This is a genomic window from Sphingomonas aracearum (assembly GCF_003345355.1).
GTDB classification, from domain to species: Bacteria; Pseudomonadota; Alphaproteobacteria; order Sphingomonadales; family Sphingomonadaceae; genus Sphingomonas; species Sphingomonas aracearum.
This window is the reverse complement of sequence record NZ_QQNB01000001.1, coordinates 1,323,750-1,338,868: the sequence shown is the minus strand read 5'-3', so window position 1 is coordinate 1,338,868 and position 15,119 is coordinate 1,323,750. Positions and strand designations below refer to the sequence as shown.

General features: G+C 70.3%; 12 protein-coding genes and 1 pseudogene. 7 read left to right on the top strand and 6 right to left on the bottom strand.

Features of this window, described 5'->3' with window-relative positions:
* Window positions 1-94 precede the first annotated feature (94 nt).
* On the bottom strand, window positions 95-757 hold the full coding sequence (pdeM, locus tag DVW87_RS06390) for a ligase-associated DNA damage response endonuclease PdeM (RefSeq protein WP_114686835.1): 663 nt from the start codon (window positions 755-757) through the stop codon (window positions 95-97).
* A gap of 120 nt (window positions 758-877) precedes the next feature.
* Between pdeM and DVW87_RS06385 the strand changes: the two genes are divergently transcribed.
* Window positions 878-2,806, top strand: a complete 1,929-nt coding sequence (locus tag DVW87_RS06385; protein WP_114686834.1) for a potassium transporter Kup — start codon at window positions 878-880, stop codon at window positions 2,804-2,806.
* 56 nt (window positions 2,807-2,862) lie between these two features.
* Window positions 2,863-3,210 (top strand): hypothetical protein, encoded by a 348-nt coding sequence (locus DVW87_RS06380; RefSeq protein ID WP_114686833.1) that lies wholly within the window; start codon window positions 2,863-2,865, stop codon window positions 3,208-3,210.
* Window positions 3,211-3,214: 4 nt separating this feature from the next.
* Here the strand turns inward: DVW87_RS06380 and DVW87_RS06375 are convergent, their stop codons facing one another.
* The 4 genes from DVW87_RS06375 to DVW87_RS18035 are packed head-to-tail and all read right to left on the bottom strand — an operon-like array spanning window position 3,215 to window position 8,264.
* The gene (locus DVW87_RS06375) at window positions 3,215-4,615 is read right to left on the bottom strand and encodes a M20/M25/M40 family metallo-hydrolase (RefSeq protein ID WP_114686832.1); all 1,401 of its coding nucleotides are present in this window, start codon (window positions 4,613-4,615) and stop codon (window positions 3,215-3,217) included.
* Between the two features lie 27 nt (window positions 4,616-4,642).
* A complete protein-coding gene (locus DVW87_RS06370) occupies window positions 4,643-5,626 on the bottom strand; it encodes an aspartyl protease family protein (RefSeq protein ID WP_114686831.1) in 984 nt (327 codons plus the stop codon).
* A gap of 53 nt (window positions 5,627-5,679) precedes the next feature.
* Window positions 5,680-8,079 carry a ligase-associated DNA damage response DEXH box helicase gene (locus DVW87_RS06365; RefSeq protein ID WP_114687116.1) on the bottom strand — a complete coding sequence of 800 codons (2,400 nt, stop codon included), beginning with the start codon at window positions 8,077-8,079 and terminating at the stop codon, window positions 5,680-5,682.
* An 8-nt stretch (window positions 8,080-8,087) separates the two neighbouring features.
* Window positions 8,088-8,264 (bottom strand): hypothetical protein, encoded by a 177-nt coding sequence (locus tag DVW87_RS18035; RefSeq protein ID WP_181814766.1) that lies wholly within the window; start codon window positions 8,262-8,264, stop codon window positions 8,088-8,090.
* A 114-nt stretch (window positions 8,265-8,378) separates the two neighbouring features.
* Between DVW87_RS18035 and DVW87_RS06360 the strand changes: the two genes are divergently transcribed.
* Together DVW87_RS06360 and DVW87_RS06355 are read left to right on the top strand one after the other, a co-directional pair.
* The gene (locus tag DVW87_RS06360) at window positions 8,379-9,380 is read left to right on the top strand and encodes a ligase-associated DNA damage response exonuclease (protein ID WP_114686830.1); all 1,002 of its coding nucleotides are present in this window, start codon (window positions 8,379-8,381) and stop codon (window positions 9,378-9,380) included.
* A gap of 126 nt (window positions 9,381-9,506) precedes the next feature.
* Window positions 9,507-10,851, top strand: a pseudogene (locus DVW87_RS06355) (methyl-accepting chemotaxis protein).
* A 12-nt stretch (window positions 10,852-10,863) separates the two neighbouring features.
* Here the strand turns inward: DVW87_RS06355 and DVW87_RS06350 are convergent.
* The gene (locus DVW87_RS06350) at window positions 10,864-12,051 is read right to left on the bottom strand and encodes a phospholipase D-like domain-containing protein (RefSeq protein WP_114686829.1); all 1,188 of its coding nucleotides are present in this window, start codon (window positions 12,049-12,051) and stop codon (window positions 10,864-10,866) included.
* A 105-nt stretch (window positions 12,052-12,156) separates the two neighbouring features.
* Between DVW87_RS06350 and rpoZ the strand changes: the two genes are divergently transcribed.
* From rpoZ to DVW87_RS06335, 3 genes are all read left to right on the top strand, one after another.
* Complete coding sequence (gene rpoZ, locus DVW87_RS06345) at window positions 12,157-12,498, top strand: DNA-directed RNA polymerase subunit omega (RefSeq protein ID WP_114686828.1); 342 nt, start codon at window positions 12,157-12,159, stop codon at window positions 12,496-12,498.
* A 359-nt stretch (window positions 12,499-12,857) separates the two neighbouring features.
* Window positions 12,858-13,622 carry a histidine phosphatase family protein gene (locus tag DVW87_RS06340; RefSeq protein ID WP_239017788.1) on the top strand — a complete coding sequence of 255 codons (765 nt, stop codon included), beginning with the start codon at window positions 12,858-12,860 and terminating at the stop codon, window positions 13,620-13,622.
* Entirely contained in the window at window positions 13,619-14,515 is an 897-nt protein-coding gene (locus DVW87_RS06335; RefSeq protein WP_114686826.1) for an NAD(P)H-hydrate dehydratase, read from the top strand. The genes DVW87_RS06340 and DVW87_RS06335 overlap by 4 nt, the downstream gene beginning before the upstream one ends.
* The last annotated feature ends 604 nt before the right edge of the window (window positions 14,516-15,119 follow it).

Below are 15,119 nucleotides of genomic sequence, written 5' to 3'. Positions count from 1 at the left end.
ACCCCGGCCTCCGCCGGGGAACAGCAAGCAAGATACGAGTAATTCGGTTCACGCCCCGGTGACCCTGCGCCTCCGCCCATGCGGGGACAGCTGACTACGCCGCCACGGGGAACCGCAGCAGCCGGTCCTCCACCGGCACCAGCGCCTGCGCGGGGCCGCCCAGCGCGCGGCGGATCTCCGGATGATCCACGTCCAGCCCGCCGGTCAGCGCGCCGAAGGCAGGCAGGATCAGCTTGGTCCGCGTTTCCAGGAAGCAGCGCCGCGCCACCGGCTTGCCGCGCACAACAAGGCGCAGCTTCGGGTGGAAATGGCCGGACAGTTCCGGCCGGACCTCGCCGGGGTCGGCTTCGTGGCGCAGCACCAGCCCGTCCACCACCGCCTCGTCCATCACCTCGCCGCCGCAATGATCGACCAGCCCGGCATCATGGTTGCCGGTGATCCACACGAAACGGCGCGACGCGGTGAGCGCGCGCAGGGCGTCCTGCGCCGCCGCGGGCAATCGCGTGCAGCCGGCCGCGTCGTGGAAGCTGTCGCCCAGGCACCAGATCTCGCGCGCGTCGTGCGCGTCGGCCAGCGCGGTCAGCTCGCCCAGCGTCTGCAGGCTGTCATACGGCGGCAGCATCTGCCCGCGCATCGCAAACCAGCTCGCTTTCTCGAAATGCAGGTCGGCGACGAGCAGCGCGGCCCTGGCCGGCCAGAACAACGCGCCCGAGCGCAGCGCGCACAGCTCCTGCCCAGCGAACGAAAAGCGAACCATGGGCGGCGCTATAAACGCCGAATGCGCTTCGGATCAACGGCTTGGGTGCGGCGCAACAAAGGGCTTGCACGCGCGTATCAGGGGCGTAAAGCGCGCCGTCCTTTTCTGGGAAGTCCCCCAATGTCCGCACCGGACGAGTCTTCCACCGTTGACCGGCATCCTGGCCTGCTCGCGCTCACGGTGGGTGCGATCGGGGTGGTGTTCGGCGACATCGGCACCAGCCCGCTTTACGCCTTTCGCGAGGCGCTGAACCTGTCGGCCGCCGACGGCGTGGTGCCGTCCGAGATCCTGGGCGTGCTCAGCCTGGCGCTCTGGGCGCTGATCCTGGTCGTCACGGTCAAGTACGTGCTGTTCCTGATGCGCATGGACAATCAGGGCGAGGGCGGGGTGCTGGCGCTCACCGCGCTTGCCCGCCGGGCGCTCGGCATGCGCAGCCGCATCGCGCTGGTGCTCGGCGCGTCGGGCGCGGCCCTGTTCTATGGCGACGCGATCATCACGCCGGCCTTGTCCGTGCTGTCGGCGGTGGAGGGCCTGCGCACCATTCCGGGCGGCGCGGATGCGATCGGCGAGCACACGATCATCACCATCGCCATCGTCATCCTGGTCGGGCTGTTCCTCCTCCAGTCGCGCGGCACGGCGCATGTCTCGCGCCTGTTCGGGCCGGTGTGCATCCTGTGGTTCCTGGTGATCGGCGGGCTGGGCGTGTGGCACATCGCCGACGAGCTTTCGATCCTGCGGGTGTTCTGGCCCGCCTACGGCGTTTCCTTTCTCGCCAACCACGGCGTGCTGGGCCTGTTCGTGCTCGGTGCGGTGTTCCTGACGGTCACCGGCGCGGAGGCGCTGACCGCCGACATGGGCCATTTCGGCATCCGCCCGATCCGCCTCGGCTGGTTCGCGCTCGTCTTTCCCGCGCTGGCGCTCAACTATCTCGGCCAGGGCGCGCTGGCGCTCTCCACGCTGGAGGCGGCAACGGCGCGCGGCATCAAGTTCCAGAATGCCGACTGGTTCTTCCTGATGGCGCCCGACGCCCTGCGCCCGCTGCTGGTGATCCTGGCCACGCTGGCCACGATCATCGCCAGCCAGGCGGTCATCACCGGCGCGTTCAGCCTCACCCAGCAGGCGATCCAGATCGGGCTGTTGCCGCGCCTGCGCATCCGCAACACCTCCGCGGCCTTTTCCGGGCAGATCTACCTGCCGGCGATCAACTGGCTGCTGCTGGTCGGCGTGCTGGTGCTGGTGGTGCAGTTCCGCACTTCCTCCGCAATGGCCGCGGCATACGGGATCGCGGTGACCGGCACCATGGTGGTCACGACCCTGCTGGCGTACATCGTCGTGCGCCATGTCTGGCGCTGGTCGCGGCCATCGGCGCTGGCGGTGATCCTGCCGTTCCTCACGCTCGATTCGATCTTCTTCGGCGCCAACATCCTGCGCGTGATCGAGGGCGGGTGGGTGCCGCTGGTGGTGGCCGCGGCGATCGGCTTCCTCATTTACACCTGGGTGCGCGGGCGCGGCATCGTGCGCGCGTTCGAGCAGCGCCAGTCGATCCCGCTCGCCGATCTCGCCGCCGCCCTCGCCAAGCGCCCGCCGGAGCGGGTGGAGGGCACCGCCGTGTTCCTTACCGCCAATCCCGAACACGCGCCGGGCGCGCTGCTGCACAACCTGAAGCACAACAAGGTGCTGCACGAGAAGAACCTGATCTGCACCGTGCGCACCGCCGATCGCCCGTCCGTCGCGCCGGAGGACCGGGTGAAGGCCAAGCCGATCGACGACAATTTCGTCGTCATGGTGCTCACCTACGGCTTCATGGAAACGCCGGACGTGCCGCGCGACCTGGGGCTCGCGGCGGCGGCCAAGCAACGTGCGCTCAATCCGGCCAAGATCAGCTACTTCATCGGCCGCAACACGCTGAAGCCCGATGCCGACCAGGGCATGCCGCTATGGCAGGACCGCATCTTCATGTTCCTGCAAAGGAACGCCAGCGACCCCACCGACTTCCTGCGCATCCCGCCGGGCAAGATCCTGGAGCTGGGCGAACAGGTGACCGTCTAGCGCCGCGGCGGCAAGCACCCTAGGCTCTCGCCCACGTCACCCGGGGAGATCCTGCCATGGCCACGCTGCTTGCCGTTCTTTCGCTCGCCGTCGCACCACAGGCGGCCGAGCGCCCCGTGCCCGCCACCCAGGGCCAGGACGCGGTCTGCCTGGCCGCCTTCGCCATGCTCGCCGCCAATCCGGCGGCAAAGGAAGCGGGCACGATGGGTTCGATCTACTTCATGGGCAAGCCCCTCGGCCGCGATCCGGCGGTGGACCTCAAGGCGGTGATGACCCGCACCGCTCCGACGCTGGAGGCCAAGGGGCGGCTCGAGACCGAACTCAAGCGCTGTGCCGCCGAGCTGAAGGCAACCGGCAGCTACATGCAGGCGGTGGGTGGTGCGCTGAAGGCGCCGGCGCCGTAGCGGCTCATCCCGCGAACGCCTTCACCAGGTCGAACAGATAGTCGCGCCCCTCGAACAGCGAGCGCACGCGGATGCGCTCGTTCAGGCCGTGCGTGCCGTTGCCGTCCGGCTCCACGAAGAAGCCGGGCACGCCGTAGACGGGGATGTCGATCGCTTCCAGGAAGATGCCGTCGGTCGCGCCGGTGGACATGGTGGGCACCACCGGCACGTCGGGGAAGTGGCGGGCGGCGACGCTGCGCACCGGGCCGGTGATCTTCGGGTCCAGCGCCGGCGGGATGGCGGTGGGGCGCACCGGCTGGTTCACCGTCACGCGCACCTGCGGCCCCGCCAGCCGCTGCAAGGTGGCGAGCGTGCCGTCCACCGTTTCGCCCGGAAAGATGCGGCAGTTGACGTTGGCGGTGGCGCGTTGCGGCAGCGCGTTTTCCGCATGGCCCGCGTTCAGCAGCGTCGCCACGCAGGTGGTGCGCAAGGTGGAGTGCAGCGCCTTGTCGCGGCTGACGATCGCGTCGGCGGCCTTGTCCTGCGGGTTGGCGAGCAGCCGCGTGATCGCCGCGCCGACCTCCGGCGCCAGCCGCGCGCGGCTCGCCTCGAAGAACGCGCGGGTGGTGTCGGTGAAGCGCACCGGGAACGCATGGCCCTGCACCGCCTTCAGCGCGTCGGCGAGCTGGTAGATCGCATTGTCGGGCACCGGCTGGGAGCTGTGGCCGCCGGGATTGGCGACGGCAAAGGTATAGTTCTGCGCCGCCTTCTCGCCGACCTGCAACGCCATCACCGCGTGTCGCCCGCTCGCATCGTTGCGCCCGCCGCCGCCTTCGTTCAGCGCGAACTCGGCGGCGACCAGGTCCGGTCGGTTCTTCGCCAGCCACTCCGCGCCGTTCCACGCAGAGGTGGTTTCCTCGCCGCAGGTGAGCGCCAGCTTAACCGTGCGTCGCGGCGGCGCCTTGCCCGCCTTCAGCCGTGCCAACGTGTCCACCCAGACGGCGGCCATCGCCTTGTCGTCCACCGCGCCGCGCCCGTAGAGGAAGCCGTTCTCCTCGACGAGCGTGAACGGATCGCGCGCCCAGTCCTCGCGCCTGGCCTCCACCACGTCCAGGTGCGCGAGCAGCAGCATCGGCTTCAGGCTCCGGTCGGCCCCGGGCAGCACCGCGACAAGCCCGCCGTCCTTGGGGTGCTCGGGCACGGCAAAGTAGGTGATGTCCGCCGCGCCGAACCCCGCCGCCTTCAACCGCGCGCCCATCTTCGCCGCGGCCTCGGTGCAGCTGCCGGCGGAGAGGGTGGTGTTCGTCTCCACCAGCTCCTTGTAGGTGGCGAAGAACGCCTGCTGGTCGGGCGTGCGCGTCTGCGCGGTGGCGCCAGCGGACGCGGCGAGCGCGGCCGTCGCCGCCAACCAGAGCCCCTTGGTCATCCCTGCTCCCCCGGCTTGCCGCCCCGCCTACAGGAAGCGGCTGCAGCGGATGTTCAACGCGCCGCAGACGTTCGCCGCATTGGCGGGCCGCGGCAAGGAAAACCGTATCTCGCGGTTGGTGAAATCCACCGTCACCTGGCGGAACATGCGCAGCGTGTTCATGCCCAGCAGCAGGGCCGGCGTGTCCGTCAGGCCGAACCGGGCGAAGGGCGTCGCCTCGGCAAAGGCCACAGCCGCGCCCCCCAACGCCACGCCGCCGATCTGCAGGTCGTTCAGCACCGCCATGTCCCCGAACAACCGCTCGCCGTTCACCGCCAGGAACTCGACCGGTCCGAGCGACGCCGGCGGCTTGCGCGCCAGCCGGCGCAAGGCGGCATTGGCGATCGTCACCGGCGATCCGGTGTCCACGATCACCCGGATGCGCTTGCCCCGCCAGGACGCATCGGTGACGATCAACTGCCCGTACAGGCTCTTGGCGCGCACCACGATCTCGTCCGCGCGCCGGGCCACGCGCCGGCGCGGCGGCGTCGGCGTGAGCTGCATGGTGTCGCGCGCCAGGTCCAGCGTCAGGCTTTGCCCCTGCAGCGCATCGATCCCGAGCATCCCGGCCGCGCCCAGGTTCGCGCGGGCCAGCACCGGCGCCTCGATCCTGCGCGCGGCGAGATCCACCCAGTCCCGGGCGGAGACGGCGAGCGTCGGCACGATCACCGTTTCCACCGGCCCGCTGCCGATCATCGCGGTCATGTTGACCTGACGCCCGGCGGGCAGGCCGAGCTCGGCCGCCAGTTCCCGGCTCAGCACCGAGCGTTCCGCGCCGGTGTCGATGATGAAGTCGAACGGGCCGGCACCGGCGACGCGCACCGGCACGGTCATGCGATCCGCCGCGTCGCCCAGTTGCGTGAAGGCGGTGGGCGCGGGCGGAGCGGCAGGCGGGGGCGCCTCCTGCTGCGCGGCCAGCGGCACCGCCGCCATGAGCAGCGCCGCCGCCAGCGCCGGACGCATCCTCTCCATCGCGGAAGGATGCGCCCGTTCCGGCCCTGTCGCAAGGGCCCAATCTCGGCCGTTCAGTCCAGCCGCATCGCCTCCGCCGCCAGCGCTTCCGCCTCGATCAGCAGCGCGTCGTCCGCGCTGCCCGTCGCCACCCGCTCGCGCCCGATCAGCGTCAGCACCGGCACCGCGAGCGGCGAGACGCGCGGCAGGTCGACATGCAGCATGGTGCCCTGCGCGCGCTCGATCAGGTCGGCCAGCCGCCCCACGTCCGTCATGCGCGCGCGGGCATCCTCCCACGCGGCTTGCAGCAGCAGGTGCGTCGGCTCGTACTTGCGCAGCACGTCGTAGATGAGGTCGGTGGAGAAGGTCACCTGCTTGCCGGTCTTGCGCTTGCCGGGATGCTGCCGCTCCACCAGCCCGCCGATCACCGCCACTTCCCGGAACGCGCGCTTCAACAGGTGCGACTGCTGCACCCAGTCGACGAATTCATGCTCCAGGATGTCGGGGGAAAACAGCGCCGCCGGGTCCGTCACCGGCTTCAGCCCGTAACAGGCGATGGCATAATCGTTGGCGACGAAGCCGAGCGGGCTCAGCCCCGCGCTCTCCATCCGCCGCGTCAGCAGCATGCCGAGCGACTGGTGCGCGTTCCACCCCTCGAAGCTGTAGGCGACCATATAGTGCCGCCCCTCACGCGGGAAGGTCTCCACGAGCAGCTGACCGGGCTCCGGCAGCGAGGAGCGGTAGCGCTGTACCTCCAGCCATTCGCGCACATCGTCGGGAAAGCGCGGCCATTCCGCCGGCTCCGCCAGGAAGCGCCGCACGCGCGTGGCGAGATTGGTGGAGAGCGGCATGCGGCTGCCGCCATAGGTCGGGATGCGCGCGGGCCGGCTGGTCGCGCGGACGATCAGGTCCTCGGTGTCCATGGTCACCACTTCCAGGCTGAGCCCGGCGAAGAAGAAGGTGTCGCCCGCGCTGAGCGTCGCCCCGAACCCTTCCTCCACCTTGCCCAGGCTGCGCCCGTTCTTGAAGCGCACATTGAGCATCGTCGCTTCCACGATGATGCCCGCGTTCAGCCGGTGCTGCGCGACGAAGCTGGGATGGCTCACCCGCCAGGTGCCGTCCGGCTCCTGTGTCAGCCGCTTGAACCGGTCATAGGCCTTCAGCGCATAGCCGCCGTCGCGGATGAAGCCGAGCACGCGGCCGAACAGCTCTTCGGTCAGCGCCGAATAGGGCAGGGCGGAGCGTACCTCCGCCAGCAGTTCCTCCTCGCGGAACGGCGCGGCACAGGCGCACGCCATCACATGCTGCGCCAGCACGTCCAGCGCGCCGGCGCGGAACAGGTCCGGGTCCAGCTCGCCCGCCTCCACCGCGTCCAGCGCGGCGCGCGCTTCCAGATATTCGAAGCGGTTGCCGGGCACCAGCACCGCTTCCGAGGGCTCGTCCAGCCGATGGTTCGATCGCCCGATCCGCTGCAACAGCCGCGACGAGCCCTTGGGCGCGCCCATCTGGATCACGCAGTCCACATCGCCCCAGTCCACGCCCAGGTCGAGCGACGCGGTGGCGACCAGCGCACGCAGCCGCCCCGCCGCCATCGCCGCCTCCACCTTGCGCCGCGCCTCCAGCGAGAGCGAGCCATGGTGGATGCCGATCGGCAGCTGCATCGCGTTCGCCTTCCACAGATCCTGGAAGATCAGCTCGGCGAGACTGCGCGTGTTGCAGAAGATGATGGAGGTGCGGTGCGTCTCGATCTCCGCCATCACCTGTTCGGCGGCGTAGCGCCCCGAATGGCCGGTCCACGGCACGCGGCCTTCCGGCAGCAGGATGGCGATGTCCGGATCGGCGCCCGCCTCGCCCTGCACCAGCGACACCGCGTCGATGTCGCCATCGGGCGCCAGCCACGCACGATAGCCGTCCGCATCGGCAACGGTGGCCGACAGCGCGATCCGGCGCATCTGCGGCGCGATCGCCTGCAACCGCGCCATGCACAGCGCCAGCAGGTCGCCGCGCTTGCCGGTGGCGAACGCATGCACCTCGTCCACCACGATGCGGCGAAGGCCGGCGAACATCAGGAAGCTGTCCGGATAGGACAGCAGCAGCGACAGCGACTCCGGCGTTGTCATCAGGATGTGCGGCGGGCGCGAGCGCTGGCGCGCCTTGCGGTCGGAGGGCGTGTCGCCGGTACGCGTCTCCACGCGGATGTCCAGCCCCATCTCCTCCACGGGCGTGAGGAGATTGCGCTGCACGTCCACCGCCAGCGCCTTCAGCGGCGAGACGTACAAGGTGTGCAGCCCGTCCGTCGGTGCCTCGATCAGCTCGACCAGGCTCGGCAGGAACCCCGCCAGCGTCTTGCCCGCGCCGGTGGCCGCCACCAGCAGCGCGTGGCGCCCGGCGCGATCCTCAGCCAGCATCTCGCGCTGGTGCCGGCGCGGGCGCCACCCGCGGCCGGCGAACCAGTGGTCGAGAACCGGCGGCAGCGCGGGGCTTACGGCGTCGTCGTCCGGTCCTGCGCCGCCTGCTCCTCGTGCATCCGCCGCGTCGCCGCTTCCGTCCGCTCGAACTCGCGTTTCGTCTGCTTGTTGCGCAGCATCGCGAAGGCCAGCGCCGCGATCAGCACGATCGGGCCGATGATCACCACCAGCCCCCAGAATCCCTCCGCCATGCTCCAACTCCTTTGTCACCGTTTCACCCTCCCAACGTTCCATGGGCAGGAGCGATCCGGGAAGCGGGGCAGGGGGAGCGGGAACCGGTGCGTCACCTCATGCATATGGGGAGGATGACAAGGCTTGGCGACTGGGTGGAGCCACATCCCCACGGCATCTACGTCAAGCCGGCCGATGCGTGGATCGATCCGTCCGAGCCGGCGGCGCGCGCGCTCATCACCCATGGCCATGCCGATCATGCGCGCGGCGGCCACGGCACCGTCTGGGCGACGCCCGAGACGCTGGCGATCATGGATGCGCGTTTCTATGCCGGGCAGGACCAGCAGCCGGTCGGCTACGGCGACATCGTGCGGCTGGGCGACGTCGTCGTGTCGTTCGTGCCGGCGGGCCATGTGCTCGGCTCCGCGCAGATCGTGCTGGAGCATCGCGGGGAGACGATCGTCGTCTCCGGCGACTACAAGCGCCGCGCCGACCCGACCTGCGCGCCGTTCGAGCCGGTGAAGTGCGACGTGTTCGTCACGGAGGCGACCTTCGCGCTGCCCGTGTTCCGCCATCCGGAAACCGGCGACGAGATCGACAAGATGACAACCGCGCTTGCCGCCAATCCGCAGCGCTGCGTTCTCGTCGGCGCCTATGCGCTGGGCAAGGCGCAGCGCGTCATCGCCGAACTGCGGCGGCGAGGCTTCGACGATCCGATCTACCTCCATGGCGCGTTGCAGCGGCTGTGCGACCTGTATGTCGAGCTCGGCGTCGATCTTGGCGAGCTGCGCCCCGCCACCGGCGCCAGCAAGGCGGAGCTGGCCGGGCGGATCATCGTCTCGCCCCCGTCCGCGCTCAACGATCGCTGGTCGCGCCGCCTGCCCGATCCGATCACCGCCATGGCATCGGGCTGGATGCGGGTGCGCCAGCGCGCGCGGCAGAAGAATGTGGAACTGCCGCTGATCCTCTCCGACCATGCCGACTGGGACGAGCTGACGGCCACGCTCACCGAGATTTCGCCGCAGGAGGTGTGGGTCACGCACGGGCGCGAGGAAGCGCTGGTTCATTGGTGCATGACGCACCAGATCAAGGCGCGCGCGCTGGCGCTGGTGGGATACGAGGACGAGGACGACTGAGCGCCTTGCCCGCCCGCGCACGGCTAACCGCTGCTTAACCATCGTTGCGCTATTGCTGCCGGTCGGGCGGGAACCGGGGGGTGGAGCGGAGTGGAAATCGCGCAGGTGGTGGGCCGGGCGGCCAAGATGTCGGGGGATCTCGGCATCCGCACGCTGGACCTGCAGGCGGACATCGCCGAGCTGGCGACCCGCGTCACCGAACAGGCCGGCACCATCGAGGCGATCGGCCGCGACGCGGTGCGCCTCGCCAGCGACGGCGCCGACGTCGCCGATGCGGCCGAGGAGGCGCGGCAGAATGCCGGCGCCGCCCGCGCGGTGCTCGACGATTCCAGCCGCCAGCTCTCGCAGGCGACGGGGCAGGTGGTCGAGCTGATCGACCAGGTCAGCGGCATCCATGCCGCGCTCGGCGCCTTCAACGTCGCGCTGGAAACCGTCGGCCAGGTCACCGCCGTTATCAGCCAGATTGCCGCGCAGACGAACCTGCTCGCCCTCAACGCCACCATCGAGGCGGCGCGCGGGCGACGCGGGTCGCGGCTTCGCGGTGGTCGCCAGCGAGGTGAAGAAGCTCGCGCACGAAACCGCCACCGCCACGCAGCAGATCGACGCCTCCGTTCGCGCGCTGACCGGCGAGGCCGGCGGCATGCTCACCCGCATCGCGCAAGGCGTGGAAACCGCGCGCACCGCGCATGGCGGCACCCGCGACATCGAGGGGCTGGTGCTGCGGCTTGGCACGCTGATGCGCGGGCTTTCCGACAACAGCGAGGCGGTGGCCGACCGCATCGGCTCCATGGTGGATGCGGTGGGATCGGTGCGCGCCGGCCTTCATGCATTGTCCGCCGCGTCCTGCGACAATGCCAGCGGGCTGCGCCGCCTGTCCGGCCGCGTGTCAACGGTCAGCGACGATACCAACACGCTGTTGCAGGTGTTCGCCGCCAGCGGCGTGGAGATCCCCGACAGCCCCTATATCCGCTTCGCCCTGTCCGTCGCCGCCGACGTGGCGCAGGTGCTGGAGGCGGGCATTGCCGATGGCCGCATCACCGAGGCGGCGCTGTTTTCGGAAACCTACACGCCCGTGCCCGGCAGCAGCCCGCCGCTGTTCACCCATCCGGTGCAGGCGTTGCTGGTGCCCGCCGCCCGCCCGCACCAGGAGGCGGCGCGCGGCTACAAGGGCTTTTTCGGCATGACCTTCACCGATCGCAACGCGTTCGGCGCGGTGGCGATGCCGGAGCGCGCGGAGGCGCAGCGTCCGGGCGAGGACGCCTGGAATTACGAAAACGCGCGCCAGGGCCTGATCTTCGATTTCCCCGACACCCGCGTGCAGTGCCGCATCACCCAGCCCTTCTGCCTCAAGGCCTATCGCCGCAGCGTGGCGAACGGGGGCGTGCTGCTCCTGAAGCAGGTGATCGCCTCCATCCATGTCCGCGGCCGGCACTGGGGCATCCTGCAATTCGCCTATGAGGACCAGGGCTAAGACCCTGAACCGCTACAGGTCGCGCCGCCCGAAGTTCAGCCGCCGCGTCACGTTGTAGTCCAGCACGGTGATGACGAAGAACGCCGCCGCCTGCTTCACCCGCCGCCACGCGGTCATGTGCGTCTTGTACAGCTCCGGCGTGATCTCCACCGATTGCGCGATCTCCCCGTCCACATAGGCGCGGACATGGTCGGCGAACGCCTTGTCGTCGATGCGCAGCATGATCTCCATGTTCAGGAACATGGAGCGGATGTCGAAATTGGCCGAGCCGACGAACGCCACGTCGTCCACCACGAACAATTTGGTGTGCAGCTTGGTGGGCAGATATTCGAAGATCCGCACGCCCTTGCGCAGCAGCCCGGCATAGGTGAAGCGCGAGGCCCAGATCGCGGCCTCATGGTCGTTCTTGTTGGGCAGCACGATCCGCACCTGCCCGCGCTGGCCGAGCCGGTCCAGCCGGCGCAGCATCGCCGGGTTCGGCGCGAAATAGCCGGCGATCAGGTCGAAGCGGCGCGCGCGGCGCATTTTCTGCCGCATCTGCCGCGCCCAGGGCGACAGGTGCCGGGTCGGCCCGCCCAGCACCCAGCGCGCGCGCCCGGCCGGCTCGCTCCATTGCTTCAGGATGCGCGTGAGCCGGCGCAGCGGCGCCTTCGGCTCCTTGATCCAGTTTTCCAGCGCGTCGTAATAGCCGGTCAGGCGACCCGCGGCAGGCCCCTCCACCAGCAGGCCCAGGTCACGCCACGCCTGCTCGGCCGCCGTGCCGAAATAATCGTCCTCGATGTTGAAGCCGCCGACGATGCAGCGCGGGCTCTCGCTCTCCCCGTCCGCCAACGCCAGCTTCTGGTGGTTGCGCAACAGGTAGCGGCGGCCGAAGCGCGGCTCGAACCGGCACACGTCGCACCCGGCGGCGCGCAGCGGATCGAAGAAGCCGTCGCGCGCCGCCGGCTCGCTGCCCAGCCCGTCGACGATCAGCGACACCTCCACGCCGCGCGCGGACGCGTCCAGCAGGGCCTGGCGCACCTGCCGCCCCGCATCGTCGTCGAGGTAGATGTAATAGAGAATACGCAGCGAGCGGCGCGCGCCGGCGATGAGCTCCAGCAGCCGGCGCAACCGCAAGGGACCGTGATCGATCAGCGTCAGCCGGTTGCCCTCCACGGTGAAGCTCGGCTGCTGCGGCGGGAGGGGCGGGGGCAGGGCCATGCGGCGGGCATGACCGGCGCCCCGGGCACGCGCAACCGCAAAATCTTGACTCCGGCGCCGTGCTTCCCTAGCTGCGGGCCTCCCCTTCATTTTCAGGAAGTGTGCATGGCGCGCGTCACCGTCGAGGATTGCGTCGACAAGATCCCGAACCGTTTCGATCTCGTGCTGCTGGCGGCCCAGCGTGCGCGGCAGATTTCGGGCGGCGCGGAGCTGACCCTCGATCGCGATCGCGACAAGAACCCGGTTGTCGCCCTGCGCGAGATCGCCGAGGAGACGGTGCGCCCGGATCACCTGCACGAGGCGCTGGTCGGCGGCCTGCAGAAGGTGCAGATCGACGACGACGACGAGGTGGATGCCGTGGGCTCGCTCTCGGCCTCGGCCGAAGCGCTCCGCCTCACCGCCGCCGCCCCGCCGCGCAACCAGAATCTGGGTGCCGATTACGAGTGAGGCCCGGGATTAGCGCAGCTAATCCTGGATCAGCCGAACTCCGGACGACGGGCGGCAAGCCCGATCGACGACGCGGCTTCGCCGCGGCGCCGGAAGTGAGGCCCAAGTTCAACGCGTCAGCGTCAGCCGAGGACCGGCCGATATAGCCTGTCCTGAGCGCCTGCCTTGCAGGCAGCCGGACGGCGGCCTCGCCGCGGCGCCGACCCGATAGCCGAAAGGCCGCAGCAGCAATGCCGCGGCCTTTTGCATGCCCCTCTCCGCACTCCTCCGGGAACCCGCCAGCCGCCCCGGGCGATCTACCCCCTCCAAAGGAGGTCGCCCATGCCCGATCAGCCCAGCATGACGCGGCGAGCCGCACGGTGACCCCGCGCTGGCCCGAGCGGCTGTGGATCGTGCGCCACGGCCAGAGCGCCGGCAACGTGGCGCGCGACGCGGCGCTCGCCGCCGGGCTCGACCGGATCGCGCTTTCCGCCCGCGACGTGGACGTGCCGCTCAGCGCGCTCGGTGCCGAGCAGGCGCGCGGGCTGGGCGACTGGTTCGCGACCCTCCCCGAGGGCGAGCGCCCGGACGTGGTCTTCGCCTCGCCCTACCTGCGCGCGGTGCACACCGCCCGGCTGATCCGCGACGCCGGCGGCCTGCAGGGCGACGAGCCGATCTGCATCGACGAGCGCCTGCGCGAGAAGGAGTTCGGCATCTTGGACGGCCTCACCACCGCCGGCATCCGCAATCTCCTGCCCGAGCAGGCCGAGTTCCGGCATCTTCTCGGCAAGTTCTACCATCGCCCGCCCGGCGGCGAGAGCTGGTGCGACGTGATCCTGCGCCTGCGCTCCGTGCTCGACACCATCGCCCTCCACCATGCCGGCCAGCGCGTGCTGATCGTCGCGCACCAGGTGGTGGTGCTGTGCCTGCGCTACATTCTCGAACGGATGGAGGAGGCCGACATCCTCGCCGTCGACGCGCAGGGGGATGTCGCGAACTGCTCGGTCACCGAATATGCGCTGGAGGCCACCGCGGTCCAGGGCGGCCGCCTGGCGCTGGTGCGCTACAATTATCTCGCGCCGGTGGAGCGCAGCGGCACTCCCGTGACGGAGGAAGCCGACCAGCCCAAGGGGATCCGCGGATGAGCGAGCCCGTCCGCCTCACCGGCCGCTGGCTGCACGATCATCCGCTGCCGGGTGTCGGCGCGGGGCTGGACAAGGAGGGGCGCGGCCTTGCCCTGATCGCGGGCGGCTCGCGCTTCGTTCCCGGTGCCCTGCGGCTGACGGCCGAGGCCGCGCTGCGCGCCGGCGCGGGCAAGGTGCGCATCGCCACGGTGGAGGCGCTGGCCGCTCCGCTCGGCGTGCTGGTTCCCGAGGCCGGGATGATCGCGCTGCCCGGCACCGAGGAGGGGGAGATCGATTGCGCCGCCGCCGACCGGCTCGTGGCGCAGGCCGGCCGCTGCGATGCGCTGGTGCTCGGCGGCGGGATGCGGGACACGGACGACCTGCCGCCGCTGATCGGCCGGCTGGTGGAAGCGCTTGGTCCGGGTGCGTCCGCGTTGTTCGACGCCGGGGCGCTGGCCGCGCTGAAGGCGTGTCCGGACGCGGGCCGCCCGCTCGACGGCCGCCTCGTCCTCACGCCCCACCATGGCGAGCTGTCCACGCTGACCGGCGCTTCGGCCGAGGCGATCGACCGCGATCCGGCGGAGCACGCGCTCCGCGCGGCGCAGCGCTTCGGCGCGGTGGTCGCGCTCAAGTCGGACGAGACGTTCATCGCCGCGCCGGACGGAACCTTGCTTCTCTACAGCAGCGATGCGGCGGGCCTGGGCACCGCCGGCTCCGGCGACGTGCTCGCCGGGATCGTCGGCGGCCTTCTTGCCCGCGGAGCACCCGCGCTGGTCGCGACCGCCTGGGGCGTCTGGCTGCACGGCGAGGCGGGCAAGATGGCCGCGGCCGGCATCGGCCCGCTCGGCTTCCTTGCCCGCGAACTCGGCGCCTTTGTCCCCGCCTTGATGGGATCGCAATCGGGCCGCTCCTGAGCGATGCGGCTTTTCTGGCGCGTTTATACTTGACAACACGAACCCATATGGCTATACGCCGCAGCAGTTCAGAACCGCGGCAAGGACCACCGCGAGGCTGAGCGAAAGCAGCCGGTGGTGGTGCCGTCACAAGCACCATGCCCGGCGATCGACCGGCGCGGAGCCATCCGGGACTAAAGTCGGATGTCCGTTCATCAGGGTCGGGGAAGGTTTGAAGACGTCCGGAAGGACGGTGTGGCTAGGTGAGAGCAGCCAGACCATCCTTCCATGCCAGAGCCGGTGCGGCAGAGTACCGGGGGCGTCGCCGATACCCGGCAGATACAAGAAGTCTCGACGCTTCGTAGTGTAGCGAGTGTCTCAAAAGTCGTCGAGCCCCGGGTGCAAAACCGTGGCTAGGACGCGCCGGTCGATCCCTTTCCCCTCGTGTTCACGGGCCGCGTACACGCGCGCCCGCTATTCGTCGTTCGATCCTCCCCGCCCTGCGGGGAGCGGGACCAGCCAAAGGCTGGTGGAGGGGCGTCCCCGCAAGCGCCCCCCCCTCGTCGTTCCGATCCTCACCGCCCCGCGGGGAGGGGGACCAGCCAAAGGCTGGTGGAGGGGCGCC